The sequence below is a fragment of the uncultured Lawsonella sp. genome (assembly GCF_947252745.1).
Lineage (GTDB): Bacteria > Actinomycetota > Actinomycetes > Mycobacteriales > Mycobacteriaceae > Lawsonella.
This window is the reverse complement of the sequence record NZ_CAMXWW010000005.1, coordinates 47,903-74,086: the sequence shown is the minus strand read 5'-3', so window position 1 is coordinate 74,086 and position 26,184 is coordinate 47,903. Positions and strand designations below refer to the sequence as shown.

The window sequence follows — 26,184 nt, the reverse complement described above, 5'->3', positions numbered from 1 at the left end:
CTAGTGCAACTTTTAGCCCAGAGCCAGTCGGCTATTCCCACCTAACCCGGGGCTGGCGCTTTCAGATTCTATATATAAGTGGATCCCCTCCGATCATTCGGAGGGGATCCACTTATTGACGAAGCACTCAGGAGGAGACTAGGCCGTTGCCCTTTAGTCTTCCTTCATACGGGATTCGACGGAAGCCACCAGGTTCTTCCACGATTCGATAAACGAGGCAACGCCTTGGTCTTCCAGCATTTGGACAACGGCGTTCAGATCAATGCCCTGGTTCTTGATAGCCTGCCATACCGCAGCAGCTTCCTCACCAGTGCCTGTCAGGGTATCGCCCTTCACTTCACCATGATCCGCCATCGCCTTTAGGGTTTTCTGCGGGATCGTGTTGACGGTGTCGGGACCAGCCAGTTCAACGACGTAGAGTGTGTCGGGGTAGTCAGGGTTTTTCACCGAGGTGGATGCCCACAACAGACGCTGGGGATGGCCGCCCGCTGCAGCAAGATCCTCGAACTTTCCGCCCTCGGCATGTGCCTTGACGAAGACATCGTAGGCAAGGCGTGAATTGGCGATACCAGCCTTGCCACGCAGAGCGAGTGCTTCCTCGGTTCCCACCTCAGTGAGTTGCTTGTCGACTACACCGTCTAGGCGAGAAACGAACACCGATGCGACAGAAACAATCTTGGAGATATCGAGGCCCTTATCTTTAGCTTCACGGAGACCTTCAATGTAGGCATTCATGACTGCTTCGTAGCATTCTACCGAGAAGATAAGCGTAGCGTTGACGCTAATGCCTTCGCTAATAAGCTGCTTGATTGCGGGAATACCAGCAGCAGTAGCCGGAACCTTGATGAGGAGGTTCGGGCGGTCCAGCCGCTTCCACAAAGCACGGGCCTGCTCAACAGTGTTAGCGGTGTCATGGGCGAAACCAGGCTCCACTTCGATGGAGACGCGACCGTCGACCCCACCAGAGGCCTCCCAAACGGGAAGGAACTTTTCGCAGGCCTCATCAACATCCTTGCAGATGAGTGAGAAGGTTGCTTCAGAGGCATTCTCTCCAGCTGCTGCACACTTGGCGATGGTGGCATCGTACGTGGAGGATGTGGTAATCGACTTCTCGAAGATGGAGGGGTTGGTGGTCAGACCAACAACGCCGGTCTCATTAATGAAATCATCCACAGCACCGCTCTCAAGCAGGTCGGTGGAGAGATCATCGAGCCACACAGAGGTGCCGAGCTCCTTGAGGGCGGCAATACGAGGGTTGATAGACATAATATGTATGTGTCCTTCCTTAAGGGTTACTTGGCGTCAGCGAGAGAAGCCTTCGCAGCTTCCACAACAGCTTCTGCAGTGATACCGAAACGTTCGAAGAGCTCCTGAGCAGGTGCAGAGGCGCCGAAGTGTTCGAGGGAAACAGCCTTGCCGGCATCGCCGAGGAGCTTCCACCAGGACAGCGCCAAACCGGCTTCAACGGAAACACGTGCCTTAACGTCCTTCGGAATGACGGAATCCTGGTAGTCAGCATCCTGCTGCTCGAACCAATCGAGGCATGGCATGGAAACGACACGTACCTTAATGCCTTCTTCAGCGAGAGCAGTAGCAGCATCGACCGCCAGGTGGACTTCTGAGCCAGTACCGATCAGCACAACGTCAGGGGTGCCATCGCAGTCTTGAAGGACGTAACCACCATGGACAACACCTTCAGCGGCCTTCTCCTTCGTCCCTGCCAGGACGGGAAGATTCTGACGGGACAGGGCGAGGCCTTTCGGGCCTCGCTTATCCTGAACTGCAGCCTTCCAACAGGCGACAGTCTCATTGGCGTCAGCGGGACGGAACACTGAGACGCCAGGAATAGCGCGCAGGCACGCAACCTGCTCGACTGGCTGGTGGGTCGGGCCGTCTTCACCTAGACCGATAGAGTCGTGTGTTAACACGTAGACGACGTTGGTACCCATTTGTGAACCGAGACGAATAGCCGGACGCATGTACTCGGAGAAGATAAGGAAGGTACCACCATAGGGGAGGGTGGGACCATGGAGGGCGATACCATTCAGGATGGCGCCCATCGCGTGTTCGCGAATGCCGAAGTGGAGGTTCCGGCCATAGGGGTCAGTTGACCACGTTTCGGTAGTGATGGTCGCAGGGCCAAAGGACTCCTCGCCCTTCACCACTGTATTGTTGGAGCCTGCGAGGTCACAGGAGCCGCCCCACAGCTCGGGAAGAGCACTTGCGAGTGCATTGATGGCACCTTCTGAGGCCTTACGGGTAGCTACCGAGGCACCTTCCTCCCATACGGGAAGCTCAGCATCCCATCCATCCGGAAGCTCACCGGCGAACAGACGGTCAAAGAGTTCCTTCTTTTCCGGATTGGCAGCTGCCCACGTGTCAAAGCTCTTCTGCCATTCCGCATGTACATCGGCACCACGATCGATTGCCTTACGGGTGTGCGCAATAACCTCGTCGGCGACAGCAAAGTCCTCATCGGGGTCGAATCCGAGAACCTCCTTGGTGGCGCGAACTTCATCGACGCCCAGTGCCGCACCGTGGCAGGCACCAGTGTTCTGCTTGGTGGGAGCCGGATAACCAATAATGGTGCGCACAACAATGAGTGACGGCTTATCTGTCACCTTCTTAGCGGAGTCAATGGCAGCCTCGATGTCGGCAATGTTCTCGCCGCCATCAACATGCTGGACGTGCCAGCCATAGGCTTCGTAACGGGCAGCGACATTCTCAGTGAAGGCGATGTCGGTATTATCTTCAATCGAAATGTTGTTGTCATCATAGAGGACGATGAGGTTGCCCAGCTGCTGGGTACCAGCAAGTGAACAGGCTTCCGCAGTGACACCTTCCTGGAAATCGCCGTCGGAGGCAATGACGTAGATGTAGTGATCGAAGGGCGATTCACCAGCTGCAGCGTCAGGGTCGAAGAGGCCACGTTCACGGCGTGCTGCCATAGCCATACCAACCGAGGTAGCAAGACCTTGACCGAGTGGGCCGGTGGTCATCTCCACACCGTCAGTGTGACCGTACTCGGGATGGCCGGGTGTGAGAGATCCCCAGGTACGAAGATCCTTAATGTCCTGCAGCTCCAGTCCACAGCCGCTGAAGTACAGCTGGACGTACTGGGTGAGGGACGAGTGGCCACAGGAGAGGATGAATCGGTCGCGACCAACCCACTTTGGGTCCTTCGGGTCGAGACGCATCACCCGCTGGTAGAGGGTGTAGGCGAGAGGGGCAAGACTCATCGCAGTACCGGGGTGGCCGGAACCGCACTTCTGGACGGCGTCGGCAGCGAGCAGGCGAGCAGTGTCGACTGCTTTGCTATCGAGGTCTGTCCAATCGCTGGGGTAGTTCGGTTCTACATATTTCATGAGTTCCGGGCTCAATGACATGGAGTGCTCCTTGTTCAGTGGTCCACTAAGCATTCTTTCTGTTTAGTGTAGGCGGACAACCCGGTGTGCCGACGTGAATTGTCGAGTTATTCTGCGGCTTTTCTGCTTTCCTGCAACAATGGCAGGTCTGCAGGCTGGGGGGTTTCCTAGAATTCGCCAAATGTACCCTAAGAATCAAGAGACCCGTTGTCTTGCTTTAATTTTCATTCATTGCAGTAAGGCGATTTCGCCGCAGCGCATTGTCCCGATTAAACAGCATGCGCCACGTAAAGAGCCCAGCCACCAACAGCACTAGGGTTTCGATAACGAGTGCCACATTAAGAGAAAGCGGCATTGTACCGCCCTGAGGCATGATCCATATGGACACAATTGCGGAGATCACCACCACCGGAATGCGATAGCGGCGATCATTAATCCACGCAGACAGTGCAACCACGCCCCACAACAAATACCAGGGATGCATCACCGGGAAGCACAGCACAATAACGAACATTGACATCCCGAACCCGCCGATTGGGTGGAGCTCTCCCTGGTATACCTTCCACAACGCCCAGCAGAGGAATGCGACGGCAATAAGAAGCCCAATCACGATAAAGAGGCCACGCAGTGCTTCATAATGGTTACCCAGCCCCAAGAGGCTCCCCACAGCAGTTGCTGCCTTCGCAATATCATTTGTTAACGTCAGCACCGTGGGGTACTGAGCAGCCGCACCTGTAGTCGTAATCCATGCCCAACTGGTTCCACCAAGAACTGTCGCCAACACTACTGTTACTGCCATAATTGCGGCCATGATGACACCTTGAAGAGGGATCGCCCACCAGCCTTTCCACCAGCGACGGGCAGCCTCCATACCGAGAAAACCCAACGCAACCATTGCGGGTAATTTGATACTTGCTCCCCATGCGATAAGGCAAGCGCCAAGAATGAGAAGACCCCAGCCCCGTACTGATCTCCAGGGAAAACGGGTGCCTTCCAACCCGATGGCGAGACCTACCATCGTCAGGGCCAGCATGATGCCTTCGTTGTGAATGCCAGCAACCATATGGAATAGCGTAAGCGGGTTAAGCACTCCCAACCACAGCGCGGTCGCCGCCCGCATATTGCATCGGTGTGCCAGCCAACGCACAGCAATAGCCAACACAACAAGAGAAAGAAGCGCGAGAACCCGATAACAGACAATCGAGGCAACAATGTTCTCTCCGGTTAGTGCACCAATAAGGCGGGCTATCGCAACAAAACCGGCGCCATATTGGGCAGGGGTGTGGCGCCACTCCAAGGGAACGTTATCCACCAACGGACCACCGTGAAGAAGGTCCTGCGGGCCTCCGGCGTAAACATCAAGACCTTGATGCGCGGCATAGCCAAATGCCACATAGGAGTAGACATCCTTGGAAAACATCGGCGCCGTAAAAAACAGCGGAATAGACCACGCGGCCAACACAGTCCAAGTTTGCCCACGAGTCATCTGAGTGATGTCAGACTCTCCCCGATGGAAATGGCGAAGAGGGAGTGCGTAGCGCATCATTGTCAGCCAACTGACGACGAGGACAGTAGTCCCGATAAGACACAAACCGACTGCTGCGAATGGAGCACGGGCCAACACATTCAACACAGGCACAGCGGAAATAGGATTCTGTGCCATCACCGCTCCGCCGCCCCAGCCTCCGATAGCGATAAGGAGGGCCGCCATCGTGCCGATAAGCCTGACGACACGCCACCGCCGTGTCGATTCAGCAGAAAGTGGAGCGACGATGGCTTCTTCGCGGTGAATTACACGCAGAATACTGCCACGTGGACGGCCCACTGAGGCAGCTTCAACAGTAGAAGACCTGCGTGTTGCGAACAATGGTAGAGCCACGTTCTTAAGCCTAGCGGAAACAACTGCCAGACATAGCTACTCGGAAAGTTAGGCAGTCCTTGCTAGACCTCGGGAATTATTTACGCAACACTAGTGTTGGCAAAAGTAGAAAGCGTCACGGAAGGAGCACTGGTGCGTTACTTTAAACGATCAGCACAACCGTCTCCGCAGCCTGTCCACGATACCGTTACCACTCGTGAAGCTATTGCCCGAATGCTTCTCCACGGCCCTCTTACCGCCTCAGCGATCGCAGAAGAACTCTCTCTCACCCCTCCCGCGGTTCGTCGTCACCTCGACATTATGGTGGAAGATGGCGTCGCTACGGCAGTGGATCCGTCACCTTACCAGGAACGGGGGAGAGGCCGCCCGGCAAAGCTCTTCCACCTCAGTGATACCGGCCGATCTCACTTCGGACACGCTTATGATGACCTTGCCGTGGATGCCCTACGGATGGTTCGAAAACTTGGTGGAGAACGTGCTCTCGTTGAATTCGCCCAACAGCACATGAGAGACGTCGTCGCCGACATCACTCCCCTCAGAGAGGATGCACCTCGCGATGAGGTGCAACAGTGTGCTGAGAAGATCGCGCATGCCTTCAACCAGAGTGGCTTCGCAAGTTCCGTCGAGAACGCACGTGGCGGAGTGCAAATCTGCCAGCACCACTGCCCGGTAGCGCATGTCGCTCATGATTTTCCAGCCCTGTGCGCCGCTGAGCATCAGGTTCTTTCCGAACTACTCAATACCCCCATTCAACGACTCTCCACCATCGCTTACGGGGCGCACACCTGCACAACCAATATCAGTGTGTCCCAAACCACTGCTCATACCTATGCGGAAAGGGAAGAAGCATGACGCAGACCCTGCCCCCAGACATTGACGACATTATCGCCGAGCGCGATAAGAACATCGACGAAATTGGCCGATATGACTACGGCTGGCACGACACCGACACCTTCGGCGCGACCGCTCGTCGTGGTCTTTCAGAGGACGTCGTGCGAGAGATTTCGCGCCTCAAGAATGAGCCTGAATGGATGCTCGAGATGCGTCTCAAAGCTCTCAAGATTTTTGCGGCAAAGCCACTACCGACCTGGGGACCCGACCTCTCGGGAATCGACTTCGATGCCTATAAGTATTTCGTCCGCACCACAGAGAAGCAAGCGACCTCATGGGAAGACCTACCCGAGGACATTCGTAATACCTACAACAAACTCGGTATTCCGGATGCCGAGAAGAAGCGACTCGTCTCCGGCGTAGCTGCCCAGTACGAGTCGGAGGTGGTCTACCACAAGATCCGTGAAGACCTAGAGAAGCAAGGCGTCATCTTCGTCGATACCGACACTGGATTGCGCGAATATCCTGAGCTTTTCCGAAAATACTTCGGCACCGTTATCCCCGCTGGGGACAATAAGTTCTCCGCCCTTAACACCGCTGTCTGGTCAGGTGGATCGTTTGTCTATGTTCCCAAGGGAGTCCACGTCGAAATTCCCTTGCAGGCATATTTCCGCATCAACACCGAGAATATGGGGCAATTCGAACGCACCCTCATCATCGTCGATGAAGACGCATACGTGCACTACGTCGAAGGGTGTACAGCACCGATCTACCAGACCGACTCGCTGCACTCCGGTGTCGTCGAGATCGTAGTAGAAAAGAATGCTCGTTGCCGCTACACCACCATCCAGAACTGGTCCAACAACGTCTATAACTTGGTGACGCAGCGCGCAAAGGCGGCAGAAGGCGCCACCATGGAATGGGTAGACGGCAATATCGGTTCCAAACTCAACATGAAATACCCGGCCGTCTACATGATGGGTCCACATGCCAAAGGCGAGGTTCTGTCTGTGCAATTCGCCGGAGAAGGACAGCATCAGGATACAGGCGCCAAAATGGTTCATATGGCGCCATACACGTCCTCCAACATTGTGTCGAAGTCCGTGTCACGCAGTGGTGGACGCTCAGGCTACCGCGGGTTGGTCTCTATTCACAAGGGTGCGCATGGCGCGTCTTCATCGGTGAAATGCGATGCCTTGCTCGTAGATGACATTTCACGCACCGATACCTACCCATACGCGGATATTCGCGAAGACGACGTCACTATGGGCCATGAGGCCACCGTTTCCCAGGTCTCTGAAGAGCAGCTTTTCTACCTCATGAGCCGCGGGTTGACCGAAGAGGAAGCCATGGCGATGGTTGTACGTGGTTTTATCGAACCCATCGCGAAGGAGCTCCCCATGGAATACGCCCTTGAGCTCAACCGCCTGATCGAACTGCAGATGGAAGGAGCAGTCGGTTAATGACCTACACTGCACACAAGGCGGATCGCGTCTTTTCCACGTCGGTTGAGGATTTCCCACGGCCCCACGGCAAACTTGAAGACTGGCGTTTTACCCCGACACGACGTTTCACCCCGCTTGCACAGGTTCCCGAAGAATCCGCGCGACGGGCGTGGACAATTGATCTTTCTACTCCTGGGGGTGCTCAGCTCACGCGGCTAGCACGTACGGATTCCCCCGCAGGACAGGTTGAGCTTCCCTCCGACCGACTAGCAGCAGTGGCCTGGAATAGCAGCAAAGATGTGGACGTCCTGCGTTTTCCCGCCGATGCAACTGCTGCAGAGCCCACGGTTCTCACGATTGGCACTGCAGCTGAGGCACACCCTCCCGCAGGTGCATCAGCCGGCGACACCTCCACCCCTGCCACCGTTACCTGTGGGCATCTCGTTGTTGAAGTGCCTGCCAACACCAGCGCCAAACTGCTGGTGTACCGCTCAGGCGAAGGGCTGCAGGCAGACAACATCGAGTTCTCGGTAGGAGATAATGCAACGCTGACTGTCGCATTCGTTAACCTGTGGGACGACGATGCTGTTGTTGCTTCTGCCCATCATGCTCACGTGGGGCGGGATGCGCGGCTCCACCATGGCATCATTACTCTCGGTGGAGGAGCCACACGTACGACGACCTCAGTAAAGTACGGAGGTCCTGGCGGAGATGTCGATCTGCTTGGTCTCTTTTTCGGTGGGGCGGGACAACATGTCGAGAACCGGCTGCTTATCGACCACCAGTTTGCGCACTGCCGGTCAAACGTTAACTACAAAGGTGCGCTCTTGGGTAGCCCTAATTCTAAACTGGGTGATGCCCACGGCGTCTGGGTAGGGGATGTACTCATCCGGCCGGAAGCTCACGGAACGGACACCTACGAAAGCAACCGCAACCTCCTCCTTAGTAAAGCTTCCCGGGTCGATTCCATTCCTAATTTGGAGATCGCTACCGGTCAGATTATCGGTGCCGGACACGCTTCCACTACGGGACGATTTGATGAAGAACAACTCTTCTACCTGCAATCCCGCGGTATTGATGAAGTGACTGCCCGACAGCTTGTCGTACGTGGTTTCTTCCACGACATCGTCCACAAACTTAATCTTCCCAGCCTCGAAGATGAGCTTGATGCCGTCGTCATCCGGCAGCTTGAACGAGCTGGCCTCTAGAGAAACTCGCAACTAATCCCGCTAAAGGAAAACGTAATGTCCGTACTTGAAATTAAAGACCTTACCGCACAGGTCAAGCGTACCGACGAGTCCGAGGAACCCATCGAGATTCTTAAAGGGGTCTCACTCACTATCAACTCTGGAGAAACCCATGCCATCATGGGACCTAACGGCTCTGGCAAGTCAACTCTCTCCTATGTGATCGCAGGCCACCCCAAATATGAAGTGACAGGTGGGTCTATCACTATCGACGGTGCCGACGTGCTGGGCATGACCGCCGATGAACGGGCCCGCGCTGGTCTTTTCCTCGCGATGCAATACCCCGTTGAAGTACCGGGAGTTTCTACCTCAAGCTTCCTCCGCTCTGCCGCAGCCGCTGTACGTGGGGAAGCACCCCGCCTGCGCCAGTGGGTCAAAGAAGTTCGTGAAGAGATGGAATTCCTTCATATCGATCCGGCATTCAACGATCGATCTGTTAATGAAGGTTTTTCCGGCGGTGAAAAAAAGCGCTTTGAGACGCTGCAGCTCGGACTCCTCAAACCCAAGTTCGCCATCTTGGATGAGACCGACTCCGGACTGGATGTCGATGCTCTCCGACATGTCTCCAACGGCATCAACAAATATCAGAACGAAACCAATGGTGGCGTTCTCCTCATCACCCACTACACCCGCATCCTTCGCTATGTGAAGCCTGATGTCGTTCACGTTTTCGCTAATGGAAAGATCGCTCTCACGGATGGCCCAGAATTGGCTGACCAGCTGGAAGAAAAGGGCTATGACGAGTTTGTTGGGAAAGGGAAGTAATGATTGACGTCCAGTCTGTACGTGCCGACTTTCCCATCCTCAACCGTACCGTGCGGGGTGGAAAGCCGTTGGTATACCTCGATTCGGGAGCAACGTCTCAAAAGCCACTGCAGGTATTGGATGCTGAGCGCGATTTTCTGCTCCATCACAACGCTGCCACCCACCGGGGCGCTCATCAGCTTGCTGAAGAAGCCACTGACGCCTATGAAAATGCACGGGCAACCGTAGCAGGCTTCATAGGCTGCGCCGTCGACGAGGTCATTTTCACCAAAAACTCGACGGAGTCTCTCAACCTCGTGTCCTACGTTTTGGGGGATGAGCGAGCTGGTGCCTACCGTATTACCGCAGGGGATGAGATTATCATCTCAGAGGCGGAGCATCACGCTAATCTCGTCCCATGGCAGGAGCTGTGCCGACGCACAGGCGCAACGCTGAAGTGGTTCCCCCTCCAAGATGATGGCCGCTTGGACCTCGACGCAGTACAGATGACCGAACACACCAAAGTGGTGGCGGTAACACACGCCTCCAACGTGACGGGTGCCATCACTGATGTTGCCACCGTGGTCGAGCGTGCTCACCAAGTTGGGGCCCTGGTTGTCCTTGATGCGTGCCAGTCGGTCCCCCACATGCCGGTCAACGTCACCGCACTTGGTGTCGACTTTGCCGCATTTTCTGGTCACAAAATGCTGGCCCCCTCAGGCGTCGGCGTGCTGTACGGACGCGCACAGGTTCTGCAGGGCCTGCCGCCCTTCCTTACCGGCGGTTCTATGATTGAACACGTCACCATGGAAAAGACTACCTACACAGCTCCGCCGCAACGCTACGAAGCGGGCGTCCCTAACATGAGTCAAGTCATCGGGCTTGCTGCTGCTATTGACTACCTCGATGCTTTAGGAATGGACAATATCTTTGCCCACGAGCAAGAGCTCACCAGTTACGCGCTTGAGCAGCTCACCGGTCTACCGGGTGTCCGTATCATCGGTCCGACTACGCCGGAACAGCGAGGGAGTGCTCTCTCCTTTACCATCGATGGTATTCACTCCCACGACGTTGGCCAGTTCCTCGATGACGATGGCATCGCTGTTCGGGTGGGACACCACTGCGCTGAACCATTGCACACCCGCTTCGGCATTTCTGGCACTGCCCGAGCCAGCTTCTACATCTACAACTCCTGCGCTGACATCGATCAGCTGGTAGAGGGAATCGTCCGTGTGCAGAAGTTCTTTGGAGTTACCTCATGCGCTTAGAAAGCATGTACCAAGAGGTCATCTTGGATCACTACCGGCACCCCAATGCGCGCGGTCTGCGCAATGATTGGGATGCGGAAGTACACCACCACAACACATCATGTGGCGACGATATTCGGCTACGGGTACACCTTGACCATGATCCCGGAGACCCCCGAAACCCGGAGAAAACCCGTATCCGCGACATCTCCTACGACGGCGAAGGGTGTTCCATCAGCCAAGCTTCCACATCAATCATGACGGAGCAGCTTATCGGGCATACAGTCGCGGAAGCCTTCGACATTTGCGATCGTTTCGAGCAGATGGTCACCTCCCGTGGTCAGGACAAGGGTGACGAGGAGGTCCTCGGCGACGGTATCGCATTGGCCGGTGTCTCGCAGTATCCTGCGCGAGTCAAATGCGCATTACTCGGCTGGATGGCGTTTAAGGATGCTAGTTCGCAGGCTTTGGATGAGACCATTGAGCCAGGTAGTAGTACGTCCACGGAAGTAGGGGAGGATAACTAGTGGAACCTGATTTCACCTCGCAACACCAGCATGAGCAAGAAGCAGCTGTGTTGGATGCGCTTTCGGCATTAAACAGCGCTGCTGCGGAAGACGGCGAAAATCCTGACGCTGACCCGCAGGACAGTGCCGCAACACGCGTGCCATCAGAAAGTGACACCAACGAGCAGGCTGCGCCTGAGATCACTGCCGACACCGACTTCTCCACATGGACTCTTGACGATTATCGGGCAGTCAAAGCCGAAGATCTGGCCAAGTTACCTGACGACATTCCGGCTGCCACTGAGTCAGAAATTGAAGAAGTGCGGGAGGCATTGTACGAGGTTGTAGACCCAGAACTCGGCGTGAATGTGGTCGATTTGGGTCTGGTCTATGGGGTAGAGATGGATATCGCCCGTCGTGCTACCGTCAACATGACATTGACATCGCCAGCGTGTCCGCTGACCGACGTTATTGAGGATCAAGCATTCGTCGCTGTGTGCGCGGAGGGACACGCTCGGGCCTTGCGGATAAACTGGGTGTGGATGCCCCCGTGGGGTGCCCATATGATCACGGACGATGGACGTGAACAACTTCGCGCGTTAGGTTTTACCCTCTAAATGAAGTCAAAGATCATTATTGCGTGTTTGGCGCTGCTCCTCGCCATTGAGTTCGCATTGGCAGCATATGCCATTCTTGCTCACCAGTGGTTGGGCTTGGTCGTCATGACTATCCTTATTTTCGCGGTGATGTATCTTCTCGATCGAGAGGTGCGCCGCATGCGCGGTGAGCTCCCGCTTGTGCAACACGCATCACGGGACGTGGGCCGACAATCCATTGCGAAGCGGGGAAAGCCCGGCTCCGGTGGTAAGCTCGGGAAGCCCAATAAACCCTCCCACTAGGGCGCTCATCCACTTCATTCTCGTTGTCTCTCGTTTCAGTTTTCCATGATTTCTTTTACTGATCTTGAAGTGCGTGCTGGCATCCGCACGCTGCTTACTGTTCCTGGCTCTCTTGTTGTTCACGAAGGGGATCGCATTGGTCTAGTAGGGCGTAACGGGGCAGGCAAAACCACCACGATGCGTATTCTCGCGGGAGAAACCGAACCTTATGCAGGCACCGTTGTGCGATCTGGAGAGATCGGTTATCTGCCGCAGGATCCACGTGAAGGAGATCTTCAGACGACAGCGTTGAGTCGTGTCCTTTCTGCCCGCGGACTGGACAGCATTGCCCGCAACATGGAACGTCAGCAGTTCATCCTCGAGACGACTGATAACGATAAGAGACGCGACCAGGCTATTAAGAAGTTCACGCGCTTAGAGGAGCGTTTCAACGACTTAGGTGGTTACAAGGCGAAGGGTGACGCAGCACGCATTTGCAACTCCTTAGGGCTCGAACAGCGAGTCCTTTCGGAGACACTCGAGCACCTCTCTGGTGGACAACGCCGTCGCGTCGAGTTGGCCCGTATCCTTTTTGGTAGTTCCCATGCCGATGGCAGCAAAGCAGGAACAACGCTGCTGTTGGACGAGCCTACGAACCATTTGGATGCAGATAGTATTCAATGGCTTCGGGAGTTTCTGAGCCAGTACACGGGTGGATTGATCGTCATCAGCCACGATACGGGCTTACTTGATGCTGTCGTGAACAAAGTCTGGTTTCTCGATTCCATACGGGCGGAGATCGATACCTACAGTATGGGTTGGGAACGCTACCTGGCTGCCCGCTCAGTAGATGAACAACGTCGCCGCAGAGAACGAGCCAATGCGGAGAAGAAGGCAGCAGCTCTCCGAGCTCAAGCAGCCCACCTAGGAGCTAAAGCGACAAAGGCGGCTGCAGCTCATCAAATGGAACGGCGTGCCCAGCGGTTGCTCGATGAAGCTGCAGAGGTGCGCCAGGCGGAAAAGCATGCCAATATTGCTTTTCCAAAGCCGCTTCCTTGCGGGAAAACCCCACTTGCGGCACAGAATCTCTCCAAAACCTATGGCTCCCTCGAAGTGTTTTCTGGGATTGATCTGGCCATCGATAAAGGGAGCCGCGTCGTCATCCTTGGACTTAACGGTGCTGGTAAGACGACATTACTGCGCATTTTGGCGGGTGTGGAAGAGTCTGATGGAGATGGCATCGTTGTGCCGGGTCATGGACTGAAACGTGGCTACTTCGCGCAGGAGCATGACACTTTGCAATTAGATGCGAGTGTATGGGACAACATGGTACGACAAGCTCCAGATGCTGGGGCACAAGATCTGCGCGGTCTCCTCGGTGCTTTTATGCTGACCGAACAGATGTGGGAGCAGCCTGCTGGCACGTTGTCGGGCGGTGAAAAAACACGCTTGGCCCTGGCAAGCTTGGTCTGTTCCCAAGCTAACGTGCTGCTCTTAGACGAGCCAACGAACAACCTGGATCCGATTAGCCGGGAGCAGGTGCTCGAAGCGCTACGAACCTATGAAGGTGCTTGCGTACTGGTGACACATGATCCTGGAGCGGTAGAAGCACTAAAGCCTGAACGCGTTATTGTTCTTCCTGATGGTGTGGAGGATTTGTGGGGTGACGACTACATGGAGATCGTGACGCTCGCGTAGATCTCATCTATTGGTCCTCGAAGTTTCGACGTAATCAACCGGGGAGTGCTTTAATGCCCCTTTGAGCGGGGGTTACCCTCGGACTTTGTCTGAAATGACTCTTGCCGGCTAGCTTCCATACGGAAGTCTGGCCGGCAAGAGTCAAAAAGCGTCAGAAAAACGGGCTTAGCCGTTCTTCACCATGTTGCGAAGAACGTACTGCAGGATACCGCCGTTCCGGTAGTAGTCTGCCTCACCAGGTGTATCGATACGAACAACGGCGTCAAACGTCACGGTAGTTCCGTCCTCCCTGGTAGCGGTCACGTTCACAGTCTTGGGGGTGATTCCACTGTTCAGTTCGGTGATGCCCGCAATATCGTAGACTTCTGTGCCGTCCAGTCCCAGCGACGCGTGGCTTTCACCAGCGGGGAACTGTAGCGGAATAACGCCCATACCGATGAGGTTGGAGCGGTGGATACGCTCGAAGGATTCCGCGATGACTGCCTTCACACCCAGCAGTGCGGTGCCCTTGGCTGCCCAGTCGCGGGAGGAACCAGTGCCGTATTCCTTACCGCCGAGCACAACCAGCGGGACTCCCGCCGCCGCGTAATTCTGAGCAGCGTCGTAGATGAAGCTCTGCGGTGCATCCGGTTGGGTGAAGTCGCGGGTGTAGCCTCCACTTACACCGTCGAGCAGCTGGTTCTGCAGTCGGATGTTGGCGAAGGTACCGCGCACCATGATCTCGTGGTTGCCGCGGCGCGATCCGAAGGAGTTGTAGTCCTTTTGCGCGACCCCGTAGGAGTCAAGATACTGCGCAGCGGGCGTACCCGGCTTAATCGCGGAGGCGGGGGAGATGTGGTCGGTGGTGACGGAATCTCCCAACTTAGCAAGCACGCGGGCGCCCTTCACATCCGTGACGGGCTCCGGCTCCAGACCCATGCCATCGAAGTAGGGCGCCTTGCGGATATAGGTCGAGTCCTCGTTCCAGGCAAACGTGTCGCCCTCGGGAGTATCGAGGTTCTGCCAGCGGGTATCCCCGGCGAAAACATCCGCATAGTCCTTGGCGTACATATCTTCCGTGATCGAGGAAGAGATGATGGTGTCAATGTCCTCATCGGACGGCCAGATGTCGCGGAGGAATACCTCGTTGCCCTCGTAGTCCTTACCAAGGGGCTGGGTCTCGAAGTCGATGTCGAGCGTACCGGCAATGGCATAGGCGATGACCAACGGCGGGGAAGCCAGGTAGTTCATCTTGATATCGGGATTAATACGCCCTTCAAAGTTTCGGTTACCGGACAGCACCGAGCATGCGGCCAAGTCATTGTCCTGGATGGCCTGCGAGACTTCAGGAATGAGAGGTCCACCGTTACCGATGCAGGCGGTGCAACCATACCCGGACAGGTAGAAACCGAGCTTTTGGAGGTCCTCCCACAACCCGGCTGTCTCGTAGTAGTCCGTAACAACCTGGGAGCCGGGGCCCATCGTCGTCTTCACCCAAGGCTTCACGAAGAGTCCGCGCTGCACCGCATTGCGGGCAAGCAGACCAGCCGAGAACATGACGGATGGGTTGGAGGTGTTGGTGCAGGAGGTGATGGAGGCGATACCGACAATGCCATGGTCGATATCGAATTCTCCATGGTCGGCAGTCTCCACATGCACGGGACGGGAGGGCCTGCCTGCCAGATCGCCTTCACCGGCGGCATCGTCGGTGTACGTCCGGACCGCTTCACGCCAGGTTTCCTTTGCACGGTCGAGGGTAATGCGATCTTGGGGGCGCTTGGGGCCAGCGATGGAGGGAACAACAGTGCCAAGGTCGAGTTCAAGATATTCGGAGTACTCGGCTTCGACGCTGGGATCGTGCCAAAGGCCTTGCGCCTTGGTGTATGTTTCCACGCGCGCAATTGTGTCGTCGTCGCGTCCGGTGAGGCGCATGTAGTCAAGCGTCTCTTGGTCGATGGGGAAGATGGCACAGGTGGAGCCATATTCGGGAGACATGTTGCCGATGGTGGCGCGGTTAGCGAGTGGCACGGCACTGACACCGTCACCATAGAACTCGACGAATTTGCCGACAACACCGTGTTGACGAAGCAAATCCGTGATGGTGAGGACGACGTCTGTCGAGGTAACGCCCGGCTTAGTTTGCCCGGTGAGTTTGAAGCCCACGACGCGGGGAATCAACATTGAGATCGGCTGGCCCAGCATGGCAGCTTCAGCCTCAATACCACCCACGCCCCAGCCGAGGATGCCAAGTCCGTTCTCCATGGTGGTGTGAGAGTCCGTACCCACACAAGTATCGGGGTAGAGAACATGTTCGTTCTCCATGACGACCCGCGCAAGGTATTCGATGTTAACCTGGTGCACAATGCCAGTCCCCGGCGGAACCACACGGAAGTTGGAGAAGGCGCCTTGCCCCCATCGAAGGAACTGGTAGCGCTCTTCATTCCGCTCGTATTCAATAGCGACGTTCCGCTCAATTGCATCAGGAGTGCCGAAGAACTCGACGATAACGGAGTGGTCGATCACCATCTCTGCCGGGTTGAGAGGGTTAACCTGGTCAGGGTCGCCCCCCAGAGCAGAAACGGCCTGACGCATGGTGGCAAGGTCAACGATGCAAGGGACACCAGTGAAGTCCTGCATAAGGACACGGGCAGGAGTGAATTGGATTTCGACGCTTGGCTGAGCTGAAGGGTCCCAGTGCGCGAGTGCGTTGATGTGCTCCGCCGTAACATTGGAGCCATCCTCGGTACGTAGCAGGTTTTCTGCTAGTACTTTCAGTGCATAGGGCAACTTCTCGACTCCGGGCACAGAGTTGAGGTTGTAGTAGCTGTACTGCTGTCCATTCACCTCAAGGGTGTCTAGCGCGTTGAAGGAATTAAGGCTCATGCAGGCGCTCCGTTCTGAATGGTTCTTATCGTCTTTAGGGTACCGCACCGACTGGGCCTTTACCGAAGCGTCGGATACTCCCCAGGGTTCTCCTGTTAAACCGTGTGAGATACCGCGCCGCCTGGTCATATCAGTAGACTGGGGGAGTCCCCGTAGACCGAGAGAGGTTTCATGACTGATTCAGCACCGCTTCCTTCAGTTACGTCTGATCCGGCACTCCCAGAAGGTGTTAATCCTGCTGCTATAGCTGCAGATCTACAGAAGGATGGGGTATCAGCTACCCCAGAGTTAGAAGCCCCCCTTCGGGAACGCGTGGAGCTAGCACGCAGTAAGGGTATGGATCTGAAGATCGTCTATTATCCCGGTTCCGATAAAGACTTCACCGCACCTCGCAATCTAGCGGAGCTGCTGCATCCGCATGTCAGTGGCACCATTCTGGTGATGAACGATAAGCAGGTAGGTTCAGTTAGCCCCGTGTATCCCCGTTACGCGCTTGAGCGAGCGGAGAACAATGTCGATCGAGTGGTGGGGGCTGAGAATCTTTATGCCCCCCAGCAAGTTGTTCGGGCGGATACCTATATTCGGGACGTGGCCGGAAGTGGGCTAGATTGGGGACCACTGTCTGGAGGCATTGCTCTCACTGCAATTCTGTCAGTAACAGCAGTAGTTACGGTGATGAAGCGTAAGTTGGCACGTTTGCCGGTGGCAGCTGGGAACACGCACTAGTCTCGCAATTTTTTCGACGTGTTGAGGCAGCAGTTTTATCAATCTCAGTATCTGGAAACTGTTGCCTTTTTCGTATCACAGTAAATCCGCAGGTAGCCCAAAATGCCTGCTGACCTGCACATACTTACATGTATGTAATTATGTTAAACAAGTTTCATATGAGACCGAAGTGTCGTACGGTACTAATGTCACATAAGTGGAAAATGCCACATTCGTGGAAAGTGAGGACCGTGCTCGGGGAAGAACACGGTACTCATTTCCGCGTAAGTGGAGAGGAGTAGCCGTGGGCACCCCACATAAAGCCGACCGGAAGAAGACCATCAAGACGACCAGTCGCGCACTGGTCGGAGTTGGTGTCACCGGTGCCGTCGCATTCACCGGCGCTGGGCTCGGACAGGCTCAACCACACATCGATAGCCACCGGACGAGTTCGGGAGCAGAAGCCAATCTCGACGCACTGCTCAAGCAACTCGCCCACGCCAATCAAGACCTCGCCACCCTCAACAATCAATTGGGGCAAGACCGCGAACGTGCTAACAAGGCACTGGTTGACCTTCAACGTGCTCGTGCACACGCGGTAGACGCAAAAAAGGCTGCCGCGGAAGCGGCAGCCGAACTTGCCGTTGCCCATGACAATGTCTTGCGCGCACAACAGCAACTGAACGCTATTGCGGCAGACGCCTACCGCAACGCAGCGACGAGCAGTACCACCCTCGATCTAATGAGCGGGGAAGACCCGAACTCCGTCATGGCGCGCGATGCGGTTATCAGCCGTGCAGCAGCCCAGCAGAGTTCTGTTGTCGACGAGCTCAAACGAGCCCGCGCAGTGAGCGCTAATCGGTCCTCCCAAGCCAAGCAAGCAGCCGCTGCGGCAGAGGCAGCTACGCAACAAGCTGTGTCGCGCAACCACGATGCGGAATCCGTTCTGCTTGCCGCACAAACCGCCGTCAATACCAAGCAGAAAGAGATTAAGCGTCTCGCTAAGAAGCGCACCGCTATTGCCAAAGAACTGCGTGATCTACAGGTGGCAACGGTTCGCTCCGATACCGAAACCGGCTCGGGCGTTGATACTGCAGCTCTCAAGTCGGGCCTGGAGCAAGGCCTTTACAGTACCGGCACTATTGCCCGGGCAGCCGGAAAGACTGCCATGTCCGCACATGTCGATGTCACCCACGTTTCTTCTGTGGCGGACCTCGCAAAGCTACCCGTCGAAGCACTGCAGTCCATTCCAGAATCTGAATGGCGCCGTCTGGGGAGCACCATCCAAGCGGAAGTCGCAAAGCAAAGCCCCGAGGCAGCAGTTGCTGTCGGTGTCGCCGAAGATGTCGCCATCAAGAGCATTCCGCATCTTTCTTTGGTGACCCGGAGCATAGATCTCCTCGCCAGCATTCCTGATGCAATCGAAGGTGATGGGAACGCCAACAGTGTAGTACCGGATTCCACGACCACTGATCCGTCCACCAGCACCACGACGGTGACGAACACTCCTGGCAGCACCCCATTCAGCCTCGATACGCTCTTCCTCTCCGCCCGCCAGAAGGTGGAGAAAGTGGTTCGTCGCGGCATGTCCCAACTCGGTGTGCCTTATGCCTGGGGTGGCGGCAACGTCTATGGGCCAACCCGTGGTATCCGCGATGGCGGCGTGGCAGACTCCTACGGCGACTACAACAAGATCGGTTTCGACTGCTCTGGCCTGATGGTTTACGCTTTCGCCGCTCTTGGATACAACCTGCCCCACTACAGTGGCTACCAGTACACCTCCGGCTTGCAGCTGCCGGTGTCGCAGATGAAGCGCGGCGACATGATCTTCTACGGGCCTGGTGGCAGCCAGCACGTTGCCCTTTACCTGGGCGATGGAATGATGCTGGAGGCTCCCTACTCTGGTGAGGTCGTCAAGGTGAATCCAGTCCGTTGGGATGGTATGTCCCCGTTCGTCGTCCGCATGGTGACGAGTTAACCCCGTATCACCTTGTCACTCGGCCGAGTGGCCATAATGCCACTCATTCCAGGCAGTGCCGCGCGCCCGCTGTACTGTTCTCAGCAGGGGGAGAAGCGCGGCTTCTGTCGTCTGTGCATACTTTCGAGCTACTGCCACAATGGCGTCTACATGATCAGCGGCCAGCAACAGCTGCAGATAACGACTATCAACGCTCAACGGGTAAAGGATAGAGTCGCTTATAAGTAGAGCTTCATCAATATCGATGAGAGCGTTTCGGAAATCTTCTTGCTGTGCAGCATCCGCAACCATAGAGGATGTCTCCAGACACCGTAATGACTCTTCCTCTGCCATCCTTAGGCTACCTAGGGCAGCACGCGGACCTTCATTGACAATGGGGGAGAGAGTCCCGTGAAAAGGAGTGAGATGCCACACAACCATCTGGGGTGCCACGACCGTGGCAGTAAGTATCTCAGAGGTAACAAAGACGCCATCCGGCCGCTCTACCGGGTGTCCCAATGCTAGTGCTGAACCACCAGCTGATGTGATCAACTCTCCGAGAGCCGTCACGGACATATGTGTTTGCGAAGGTGCCTCCAAGTGCCCAGTGTCAAGATGCGTAGGACCACTTGAGAGCTCTCCATAATCACCGGGTAACACCTGAACTAGCCGCATATCCCAGGCGCGGGTCATTCGCAGTAGTTCCGCTAGACCATGGTAGGTGTGACCATCGCCTGCCACCACTCGATGTTCGCGTGCCCACCGCAAAAGGGCCTCAATGACATCATCTGGGCTAGTTTCGCCTCGATGTAATGCAGGGAGCCACCATGCAGCGGAAAACAGGGGAGAAGCCATAGCAGTCATCTTAGTGACTATGCTTGAATCCATGTCTCGCTGGAATGATCGTTACGGCACGGATCCGCTTACGTCACGCGCTTCCGCCCGCCACTACCGGGAAGTCGAAGGTACCCGAGGGCTTATTATCGAAGATGCCGCGACCGAGTACTGTGGAGCTGTTGTGGGTTTTGAAAAGTCGGACAGTGGTGTTCTTGTGCGGCTGGAGAATCGGCACGGTCACGTTCGTGTCTTTCCGACTAAACCCGGTCTACTGCTATTAGAGGGCGAGCCCATTCACCTCGTGCGCCCCCGGACCACCCCACACAGACCAAAACTCTCCAACAGTGGTTCCCGCCTTGCCACACATCCGCAGCGCGTGCGCACTGCTCGCGCTTCCCGCATCTGGGTGGAAGGCAAGCACGATGCCCTTATCGTCCAACAAGTATGGGGACACGATCTCGCACAAGAGGGTATTGTCGTCGAAGAACTGGCCGGGCTGGACAATCTCCCTGAACGGCTAGCCCAATTTAGCCCCTCCCGAGTGCGGCGTGTCGGTGTCCTTGCCGACCACCTTATTACTGGCACTAAAGAGACCAAGCTGGTCACAGATGTTGGCGAGTTCGTGCTTGTCACAGGGCATCCCTTTGTCGACATTTGGGCGGCGGTAAAGCCCGCAACGGTAGGTATTCCTGCCTGGCCAGACGTACCCCGTGGCGAGGAGTGGAAGGCAGGTGTATGCCGACGTCTCGATTGGGGTACACCCCAGGAAGGGTGGCAGAGAATAGCCTCTCGCGTCAAAACTTATCGGGATCTTGATTCGACGCTCATTGGCGCCGTCGAGCGGCTCATCGATTTTGTAACGGAGCCGGGCGCTCTCTAAGAGAAGTCGTGACGGGCATCTTCGAGTCGATAATGAGCCCAACGATGCCGGTAGCGCAACAGCACACGCCAATGAGTATCACCCACGGATTCGCATGCCCCACCGCCGCCTCTCCAAAGAGCACACCGGCAGTAGTTCCCGGAAAACTGCCTACCACCGTAGCGAGAGCAAAAGGTGCGAGCTTCACAGGGGTTAAGGCGGCAGCGTAGTTGAGGACGGAAAAAGGCACGAAGGGGATGAGCCGTAACGACCCTACGGCGAGCCATCCGCGCTTCTCTAACCGCTCATTGAGCGCATCAAGCATAGGGTGATGAAGATGGTTCTCTACCCACCCCCGAAATACGTAGCGGGTGAGGACACACGCCACAATGGCGGAAAGGAGAGACGCACTCAAGCACACGGTTAGCGCGAGTAGAGGAGGGAAAAGTATTCCCGAAGTAAGGGTGAAGAGAGTTCGGGGGATGGGAAACAGTGTGAAGATGACGTAGCACAGGAAGAATACCAACGGGAACCAGCTACCTAGTTGGGCAACACCCTGCCTGACTACCACCAGCGGTGGCACATCGGTGAGTACAAGCAAGCCCACAAAGATCAGCAAGATTAGTGGGGCTGCGAGCTGTTTCCAGCGCGGAGCACCGCGAAATCCGGCCCATATTTCACGAGCAATGTAGACGAGCAACGACCACAGCTTTCGCAACGCGTTACGCGTCCGCGAAAGCAGTTCTTGCATCATTGCTCTTCCTTCTGTCGTCCCTGTTCAATGATAGAAAAACCCTGCAGCTTGGAAAGCCAAGTGCAGGGTTCATAGTTTGTGTCCGAGGGGGGACTTGAACCCCCACGCCCGTTCAATTGGGCACTAGCACCTCAAGCTAGCGCGTCTGCCTATTCCGCCACTCGGACTCACTGTGCAATTGTCAGTCGCGATCCTGTGTAAAACATTTTCACGAGGTTGCTCGCATTAATTTACTGCAAACTTTGCCTGAACCCCAAATCGCCTGTACAACGCTAGTTTCAGAAGTGCAGTCACGGGCAGGCTAGGGCCTAGCGAACGGCTGACCCAACCGCTTCGGGCAGTGAAGAGAAGCCGTTCTCCCGCAGCTTCTTCGCCAAGCCTTTGTGAATTCGCCGCATCCAGAATGGTCCCTGGTAGATGAACGCGGTATACCCCTGGAGCAAGTCAGCGCCATGGGTAATGCGCTCCCACGCATCGTCAACGCTCTCAATGCCGCCACAGCCGATGAGGACAATTCGCCCCTGGGTCTTGGCATAAATGCGATCAAGAACCTCCAGTGCACGTGCCTTTTCCGGCTGCCCAGAGATGCCCCCTGGCCCCATCCTCGCAACCTTGGCCGCATCAGTGCGTAGACCGTCCCGGGAAATCGTGGTGTTGGTGGCTATAATTCCGGCAAGCTCAAGATCGAGGGCAAGATCAGTCACCGCATCAACATCCTCGTCGGAAAGATCCGGGGCGATCTTGACAAGTACTGGAACCTCAGACACCGCCTGGACACCCTCGAGGATGGGACGGAGCGATTCTACGGCTTGGAGATCTCGCAAACCTGGGGTGTTAGGGGAGGAGACGTTCACCACCAGGTAGTCCGCCAACGCACTCACGAGACGAGCCGAGGTGCGGTAGTCCGATACTGCTTCCTCCGGAGGCACCACCTTCGTTTTGCCGATGTTAATACCGGTGACGGTAGTGCCACGGCGACGACGTAGGTTGTTGGCGGCATAGCCGGCACCATGGTTGTTAAAGCCCATCCGGTTCAACAGTGCCCGGTCCTCTGGTAGACGGAAGAGACGCGGCTGCGGATTGCCAGGCTGCCCAGCAGCCGTCACAGTACCCATTTCTGCGTAGCCGAACCCCATTGCACCCCATGCATCGGATGCGGCAGCGTTCTTGTCGAAACCAGCGGCCAGCCCCAGTGGCGCGGGGAAATGTACCCCGAACAAATCCTGTGCCAGAATCTCGTCGTTGTAGCTGAAGATTGGGCGTGCCAAACGTCCTAATACAGGCACCAGATGGAGCGTCTTGATCATTCCAAACACGAAGGTGTGGATCTTCTCCGGGGGAAGAAGGAACATTGTCCGCTTCACAACGTCATACAACACGAGGTACCTACCTGCTGGGTTAGGGGCTGTCATGTCTATCTTGCCATTGTTTAGGTTAAACTGCTGAACAGACCGGTAGGAACGCCATTCCCCCGGCAGTGACATAGCCGCTACCACTAGGCGGTGCTCGAGATACACAGCACGCACCACAAGGAGCAAGCGTGGAGACCATGAATTGGGCACAGACAATTGTGCTCTCCATCGTGCAGGGCTTAACGGAATTTCTTCCGGTATCCTCCTCCGGCCACCTCAATATCGTTTCTCGCCTCTTCTGGGGCAAAGACGCCGGCGCATCCTTCACCGCCGTTATCCAGTTGGGGACGGAGCTCGCCGTGCTGGTCTTTTTCGCGAAGGATATTTTCCGCATCGTCAAGGCCTGGTTTAAGGGGCTACTCCACAAAGAATGCCGAGATGATTTCGACTATAAGATGGGCTGGTACGTCATCGCCGGCACCATCCCCATCGGCATCATTGGGTTCTTCGGAAAGGACCTTATTCGCGACAACGCCCGCAGCCTCTGGCTCACCGCGAGCGTCCTCATCATTTTCTCCTTTGTGTTCTTAGCTGCCGAAAAATGGGGGCCACAGAAGCGTGACTTCGACCAGCTCACGCTGAAAGACTCCCTCATCATGGGTTTCGCCCAATGCCTCGCGCTCATCCCGGGCGTGTCCCGCTCCGGTGGCACAATCTCCGCCGGCCTGTTTATTGGTCTCAAGCGCTCCGTCGCTACCCGGTATAGCTTCCTACTCGCCATTCCTGCAGTGTTAGCCTCCGGTATTTTCTCCCTCCCCGATGCGTTTAATCCGGTGCATGGGCAGGCAGCAAGTGCTCTCCAACTCGGTGTCGGCGTTGTGATTGCCTTCGTCTTGGGCTACGCCTCCATCGCCTGGCTACTGAAGTTCGTGGAAAAGCATTCCCTCAACTGGTTTGCTGGGTATCGCATCGTGGTGGGCATCATCGTCCTTATCTTGCTGGGAACCGGGGTGCTTGCTGCATAGTGTCCCGTCGTCTCTTTGTCTTTGACCATCCCTCCCGCTGCATCGTTGGCGCAATCGGAGAATATCCTGACCAAAGCTACTATCTGCAGGTAACACAGGATCAACAGCTCGTCTCTGTAGAACTCGATGCACTCCAGCTGCGGCTCATCGCCAAACGTATCGATCAGCTTTTGGACGATGTGGGGGACTACTACAACCTGCGTATCCCACACCGATCCCGGCGACTAGAGGATCTGTCGCCACTGGATATGCCGCTCGATTCTGAATTCCTCGTAGGAACCATCGGATTGGCCTGGAGCGAAGAAGAATCAGCTGTCATTCTCGAGCTCCTCGCTTTTACTGCCGGTGACTTTGACCAGTCTCTCATGATGTCCGATGACGCAGAAAATGGTCCGGACGCTGTCCGCATTCTCCTACGTCCCCAGCTCGCCCGACAGTTCGCGCACCGCACCGCTGTGGTGTATACGGCAGGACGCCCACTCTGTCCGCTTTGTGGTGAACCGATCGGCCCAGAGGGCCACATCTGCGCCCGGCTCAATGGCTACCGCCGCGATCTCAGCGATGTCATCGACCGTCTCACCGATTATCAACGCTAGGCTGCACACGCACCGCAGCAGCGCTATTAGGTACAGTGGCCAAAAACCGTTACGGGTGCAAATTTTTCTCCCTCTGCGTGCAACCCTTCACCCGAGACTACGATAGGGGAGATCGCCCAGTAGACTGGGTGCTATGTACGCATGGCCTTCTGTTTCAGTACCTTCCCTCCTCGGTACACCTGTCCCGCTCCAGCTTCGTGACACATCCCGCGGAGATTTGGCTCCCGTCACGCCCGGAGAAACCGCAGGGCTCTACGTCTGCGGTATTACTCCCTACGATGCGACGCACCTAGGCCATGCAGCCACGTACGTCACCTTCGATCTCATCAACCGCATTCTGCGCGACAACGGGCATAAGGTGCACTATGTCCAAAACGTCACTGACGTTGACGACCCACTTTTTGAACGTGCCGACCGCGACGGTGTGGACTGGCGCGAGTTGGGCAATGAGCAGACAGACCTTTTCCGAAGCGATATGGAAGCGCTACGGGTCATTCCGCCAGATCACTACGTTGGCGCTACTGAGGTTATCGACGAAGTGGTGGAATTCATTCAGAAGCTTTTCGATAACGGCGCTGCCTATCAGATATCTGTTGATGACGATCCCGAATATCAGGATGTGTATTTCCCGGTAACTGCCACCCCACAGTTTGGCTACGAATCCGGATATAACGCCGAGACCATGGCACACTTCTTTGCGGAACGTGGCGGAGACCCAGAACGCGTCGGGAAACACCACCCCCTCGATGCTCTGCTGTGGCGTCAACAGCGTCCTGGTGAACCGGCGTGGGATTCCCCCTGGGGGGCAGGCCGCCCCGGCTGGCATATCGAATGTGCTGCCATTGCGCTGAACCGTCTGGGAACTTCCTTCGACATCCAGGGCGGCGGCTCAGATCTCATCTTCCCCCATCACGAATTTTCCGCCGCCCACGTTGAAGCTGCGACCGGGTGCGAACGTATGGCTCGACACTACGTCCATACCGGTATGATTGCTCTCGACGGAGTCAAAATGTCGAAGTCCCTGGGCAACCTCGTTTTCGTCTCCAAACTACGCGCTCAAGGAGTACATCCTAGCGCCATCCGACTAGGCATTTATGCCGGCCACTACGCCGCCGACCGAGACTGGTCCGACACTGTGTTAGCAGACGCAGTCACCCGACACCGTCGATGGCGTGAAGCATGTGAGCAGCCAGTTGGTGTACCTGCCGCAGATACCGTCCAGAAAGTCCGAGAGGCACTTTCCCATGACCTTGACACACCGCGCGCATTAGCCCTCATTGATGTTTGGGCAGAAGAGACACTCCGGGGGCTAGGGGATGACACAACAGCTCCCGCCACCATCCTTACTCTTCTCGATAGTCTGCTGGGAGTTCGCTAAGTGGAGAAAAACACTGCGC

General features: G+C 56.1%; 22 protein-coding genes and 1 tRNA gene. 15 read left to right on the top strand and 8 right to left on the bottom strand.

Annotated features, from left to right (window positions below; all coding sequences use genetic code 11):
• Window positions 1-153: 153 nt before the first annotated feature.
• The 3 genes from tal to mptB all read right to left on the bottom strand — a co-directional run bounded on the left by tal (window position 154) and on the right by mptB (window position 5,190).
• Window positions 154-1,266, bottom strand: coding sequence for a transaldolase (gene tal, locus Q0X28_RS05915; protein ID WP_298577065.1), 1,113 nt, complete (start codon window positions 1,264-1,266; stop codon window positions 154-156).
• 26 nt (window positions 1,267-1,292) lie between these two features.
• Window positions 1,293-3,386 carry a transketolase gene (gene tkt / locus Q0X28_RS05910; RefSeq protein ID WP_298577063.1) on the bottom strand — a complete coding sequence of 698 codons (2,094 nt, stop codon included), beginning with the start codon at window positions 3,384-3,386 and terminating at the stop codon, window positions 1,293-1,295.
• A 196-nt stretch (window positions 3,387-3,582) separates the two neighbouring features.
• Window positions 3,583-5,190: a polyprenol phosphomannose-dependent alpha 1,6 mannosyltransferase MptB gene (gene mptB, locus Q0X28_RS05905; protein WP_298577061.1), complete on the bottom strand. Its 1,608-nt coding sequence runs from the start codon at window positions 5,188-5,190 to the stop codon at window positions 3,583-3,585.
• A 186-nt stretch (window positions 5,191-5,376) separates the two neighbouring features.
• Between mptB and Q0X28_RS05900 the strand changes: the two genes are divergently transcribed.
• The 9 genes from Q0X28_RS05900 to Q0X28_RS05860 all read left to right on the top strand — a co-directional run bounded on the left by Q0X28_RS05900 (window position 5,377) and on the right by Q0X28_RS05860 (window position 13,840).
• Complete coding sequence (locus Q0X28_RS05900; protein ID WP_296238275.1) at window positions 5,377-6,096, top strand: metalloregulator ArsR/SmtB family transcription factor; 720 nt, start codon at window positions 5,377-5,379, stop codon at window positions 6,094-6,096.
• Window positions 6,093-7,538: a Fe-S cluster assembly protein SufB gene (gene sufB, locus Q0X28_RS05895; RefSeq protein ID WP_298577059.1), complete on the top strand. Its 1,446-nt coding sequence runs from the start codon at window positions 6,093-6,095 to the stop codon at window positions 7,536-7,538. Before Q0X28_RS05900 ends, sufB begins: the two co-directional genes overlap by 4 nt.
• Complete coding sequence (locus Q0X28_RS05890; protein ID WP_298577057.1) at window positions 7,538-8,728, top strand: SufD family Fe-S cluster assembly protein; 1,191 nt, start codon at window positions 7,538-7,540, stop codon at window positions 8,726-8,728. Before sufB ends, Q0X28_RS05890 begins: the two co-directional genes overlap by 1 nt.
• Before the next feature lie 36 nt (window positions 8,729-8,764).
• Window positions 8,765-9,532: a Fe-S cluster assembly ATPase SufC gene (gene sufC / locus Q0X28_RS05885; protein ID WP_298577055.1), complete on the top strand. Its 768-nt coding sequence runs from the start codon at window positions 8,765-8,767 to the stop codon at window positions 9,530-9,532.
• Entirely contained in the window at window positions 9,532-10,779 is a 1,248-nt protein-coding gene (locus Q0X28_RS05880; RefSeq protein WP_298577053.1) for a cysteine desulfurase, read from the top strand. Before sufC ends, Q0X28_RS05880 begins: the two co-directional genes overlap by 1 nt.
• The gene (sufU, locus tag Q0X28_RS05875; RefSeq protein WP_296238283.1) at window positions 10,770-11,285 is read left to right on the top strand and encodes a Fe-S cluster assembly sulfur transfer protein SufU; all 516 of its coding nucleotides are present in this window, start codon (window positions 10,770-10,772) and stop codon (window positions 11,283-11,285) included. Before Q0X28_RS05880 ends, sufU begins: the two co-directional genes overlap by 10 nt.
• Before the next feature lie 245 nt (window positions 11,286-11,530).
• Window positions 11,531-11,881: a metal-sulfur cluster assembly factor gene (locus Q0X28_RS05870; protein ID WP_296238410.1), complete on the top strand. Its 351-nt coding sequence runs from the start codon at window positions 11,531-11,533 to the stop codon at window positions 11,879-11,881.
• On the top strand, window positions 11,882-12,163 hold the full coding sequence (locus Q0X28_RS05865) for a hypothetical protein (RefSeq protein WP_296238286.1): 282 nt from the start codon (window positions 11,882-11,884) through the stop codon (window positions 12,161-12,163).
• 45 nt (window positions 12,164-12,208) lie between these two features.
• The gene (locus tag Q0X28_RS05860; RefSeq protein ID WP_296238290.1) at window positions 12,209-13,840 is read left to right on the top strand and encodes an ABC-F family ATP-binding cassette domain-containing protein; all 1,632 of its coding nucleotides are present in this window, start codon (window positions 12,209-12,211) and stop codon (window positions 13,838-13,840) included.
• Window positions 13,841-14,005: 165 nt separating this feature from the next.
• On the opposite strand, the gene acnA is transcribed toward Q0X28_RS05860, so the two are convergent.
• A complete protein-coding gene (acnA, locus tag Q0X28_RS05855) occupies window positions 14,006-16,702 on the bottom strand; it encodes an aconitate hydratase AcnA (protein WP_296238293.1) in 2,697 nt (898 codons plus the stop codon).
• Window positions 16,703-16,873: 171 nt separating this feature from the next.
• On the opposite strand from acnA, the gene Q0X28_RS05850 reads away from it, so the two are divergent.
• Both Q0X28_RS05850 and Q0X28_RS05845 read left to right on the top strand, forming a co-directional pair.
• Window positions 16,874-17,428, top strand: coding sequence for a DUF6676 family protein (locus Q0X28_RS05850; protein ID WP_296238297.1), 555 nt, complete (start codon window positions 16,874-16,876; stop codon window positions 17,426-17,428).
• Between the two features lie 283 nt (window positions 17,429-17,711).
• Window positions 17,712-19,385 carry an NlpC/P60 family protein gene (locus tag Q0X28_RS05845; RefSeq protein WP_296238299.1) on the top strand — a complete coding sequence of 558 codons (1,674 nt, stop codon included), beginning with the start codon at window positions 17,712-17,714 and terminating at the stop codon, window positions 19,383-19,385.
• A 15-nt stretch (window positions 19,386-19,400) separates the two neighbouring features.
• On the opposite strand, the gene Q0X28_RS05840 is transcribed toward Q0X28_RS05845, so the two are convergent.
• Window positions 19,401-19,934, bottom strand: coding sequence for a hypothetical protein (locus tag Q0X28_RS05840; protein ID WP_298577049.1), 534 nt, complete (start codon window positions 19,932-19,934; stop codon window positions 19,401-19,403).
• Window positions 19,935-20,238: 304 nt separating this feature from the next.
• Here Q0X28_RS05840 and Q0X28_RS05835 point away from each other — a divergent pair, with 304 nt between their 5' ends.
• Window positions 20,239-21,081 (top strand): DUF3097 family protein, encoded by an 843-nt coding sequence (locus tag Q0X28_RS05835; RefSeq protein WP_296238411.1) that lies wholly within the window; start codon window positions 20,239-20,241, stop codon window positions 21,079-21,081.
• Here the strand turns inward: Q0X28_RS05835 and Q0X28_RS05830 are convergent.
• The 3 genes from Q0X28_RS05830 to Q0X28_RS05820 all read right to left on the bottom strand — a co-directional run bounded on the left by Q0X28_RS05830 (window position 21,047) and on the right by Q0X28_RS05820 (window position 23,190).
• Entirely contained in the window at window positions 21,047-21,814 is a 768-nt protein-coding gene (locus tag Q0X28_RS05830; RefSeq protein ID WP_296238303.1) for a TVP38/TMEM64 family protein, read from the bottom strand. The genes Q0X28_RS05835 and Q0X28_RS05830 overlap by 35 nt on opposite strands.
• 79 nt (window positions 21,815-21,893) lie before the next feature.
• A tRNA-Leu gene (locus Q0X28_RS05825) sits at window positions 21,894-21,981 on the bottom strand.
• 141 nt (window positions 21,982-22,122) lie between these two features.
• Entirely contained in the window at window positions 22,123-23,190 is a 1,068-nt protein-coding gene (locus Q0X28_RS05820; RefSeq protein ID WP_296238413.1) for a quinone-dependent dihydroorotate dehydrogenase, read from the bottom strand.
• A 173-nt stretch (window positions 23,191-23,363) separates the two neighbouring features.
• On the opposite strand from Q0X28_RS05820, the gene Q0X28_RS05815 reads away from it, so the two are divergent.
• The 3 genes from Q0X28_RS05815 to mshC all read left to right on the top strand — a co-directional run bounded on the left by Q0X28_RS05815 (window position 23,364) and on the right by mshC (window position 26,165).
• Window positions 23,364-24,191, top strand: a complete 828-nt coding sequence (locus Q0X28_RS05815) for an undecaprenyl-diphosphate phosphatase (RefSeq protein WP_298577104.1) — start codon at window positions 23,364-23,366, stop codon at window positions 24,189-24,191.
• The gene (locus tag Q0X28_RS05810) at window positions 24,191-24,787 is read left to right on the top strand and encodes a DUF3090 family protein (RefSeq protein WP_296238307.1); all 597 of its coding nucleotides are present in this window, start codon (window positions 24,191-24,193) and stop codon (window positions 24,785-24,787) included. The genes Q0X28_RS05815 and Q0X28_RS05810 overlap by 1 nt, the downstream gene beginning before the upstream one ends.
• A gap of 133 nt (window positions 24,788-24,920) precedes the next feature.
• Complete coding sequence (gene mshC / locus Q0X28_RS05805; RefSeq protein ID WP_296238310.1) at window positions 24,921-26,165, top strand: cysteine--1-D-myo-inosityl 2-amino-2-deoxy-alpha-D-glucopyranoside ligase; 1,245 nt, start codon at window positions 24,921-24,923, stop codon at window positions 26,163-26,165.
• Window positions 26,166-26,184: the final 19 nt, after the last annotated feature.

Coding starts and splice junctions, on each gene's coding strand:
- tal (WP_298577065.1), bottom strand. CDS start 1,266: ATGTCTATCAACCCTCGTATTGCCGCCCTCAAGGAGCTCGGCACCTCT.
- tkt (WP_298577063.1), bottom strand. CDS start 3,386: ATGTCATTGAGCCCGGAACTCATGAAATATGTAGAACCGAACTACCCC.
- sufB (WP_298577059.1), top strand. CDS start 6,093: ATGACGCAGACCCTGCCCCCAGACATTGACGACATTATCGCCGAGCGC.
- Q0X28_RS05890 (WP_298577057.1), top strand. CDS start 7,538: ATGACCTACACTGCACACAAGGCGGATCGCGTCTTTTCCACGTCGGTT.
- sufC (WP_298577055.1), top strand. CDS start 8,765: ATGTCCGTACTTGAAATTAAAGACCTTACCGCACAGGTCAAGCGTACC.
- Q0X28_RS05880 (WP_298577053.1), top strand. CDS start 9,532: ATGATTGACGTCCAGTCTGTACGTGCCGACTTTCCCATCCTCAACCGT.
- sufU (WP_296238283.1), top strand. CDS start 10,770: ATGCGCTTAGAAAGCATGTACCAAGAGGTCATCTTGGATCACTACCGG.
- Q0X28_RS05865 (WP_296238286.1), top strand. CDS start 11,882: ATGAAGTCAAAGATCATTATTGCGTGTTTGGCGCTGCTCCTCGCCATT.
- Q0X28_RS05860 (WP_296238290.1), top strand. CDS start 12,209: ATGATTTCTTTTACTGATCTTGAAGTGCGTGCTGGCATCCGCACGCTG.
- acnA (WP_296238293.1), bottom strand. CDS start 16,702: ATGAGCCTTAATTCCTTCAACGCGCTAGACACCCTTGAGGTGAATGGA.
- Q0X28_RS05850 (WP_296238297.1), top strand. CDS start 16,874: ATGACTGATTCAGCACCGCTTCCTTCAGTTACGTCTGATCCGGCACTC.
- Q0X28_RS05835 (WP_296238411.1), top strand. CDS start 20,239: ATGCTTGAATCCATGTCTCGCTGGAATGATCGTTACGGCACGGATCCG.
- Q0X28_RS05830 (WP_296238303.1), bottom strand. CDS start 21,814: ATGATGCAAGAACTGCTTTCGCGGACGCGTAACGCGTTGCGAAAGCTG.
- Q0X28_RS05815 (WP_298577104.1), top strand. CDS start 23,364: ATGAATTGGGCACAGACAATTGTGCTCTCCATCGTGCAGGGCTTAACG.
- mshC (WP_296238310.1), top strand. CDS start 24,921: ATGTACGCATGGCCTTCTGTTTCAGTACCTTCCCTCCTCGGTACACCT.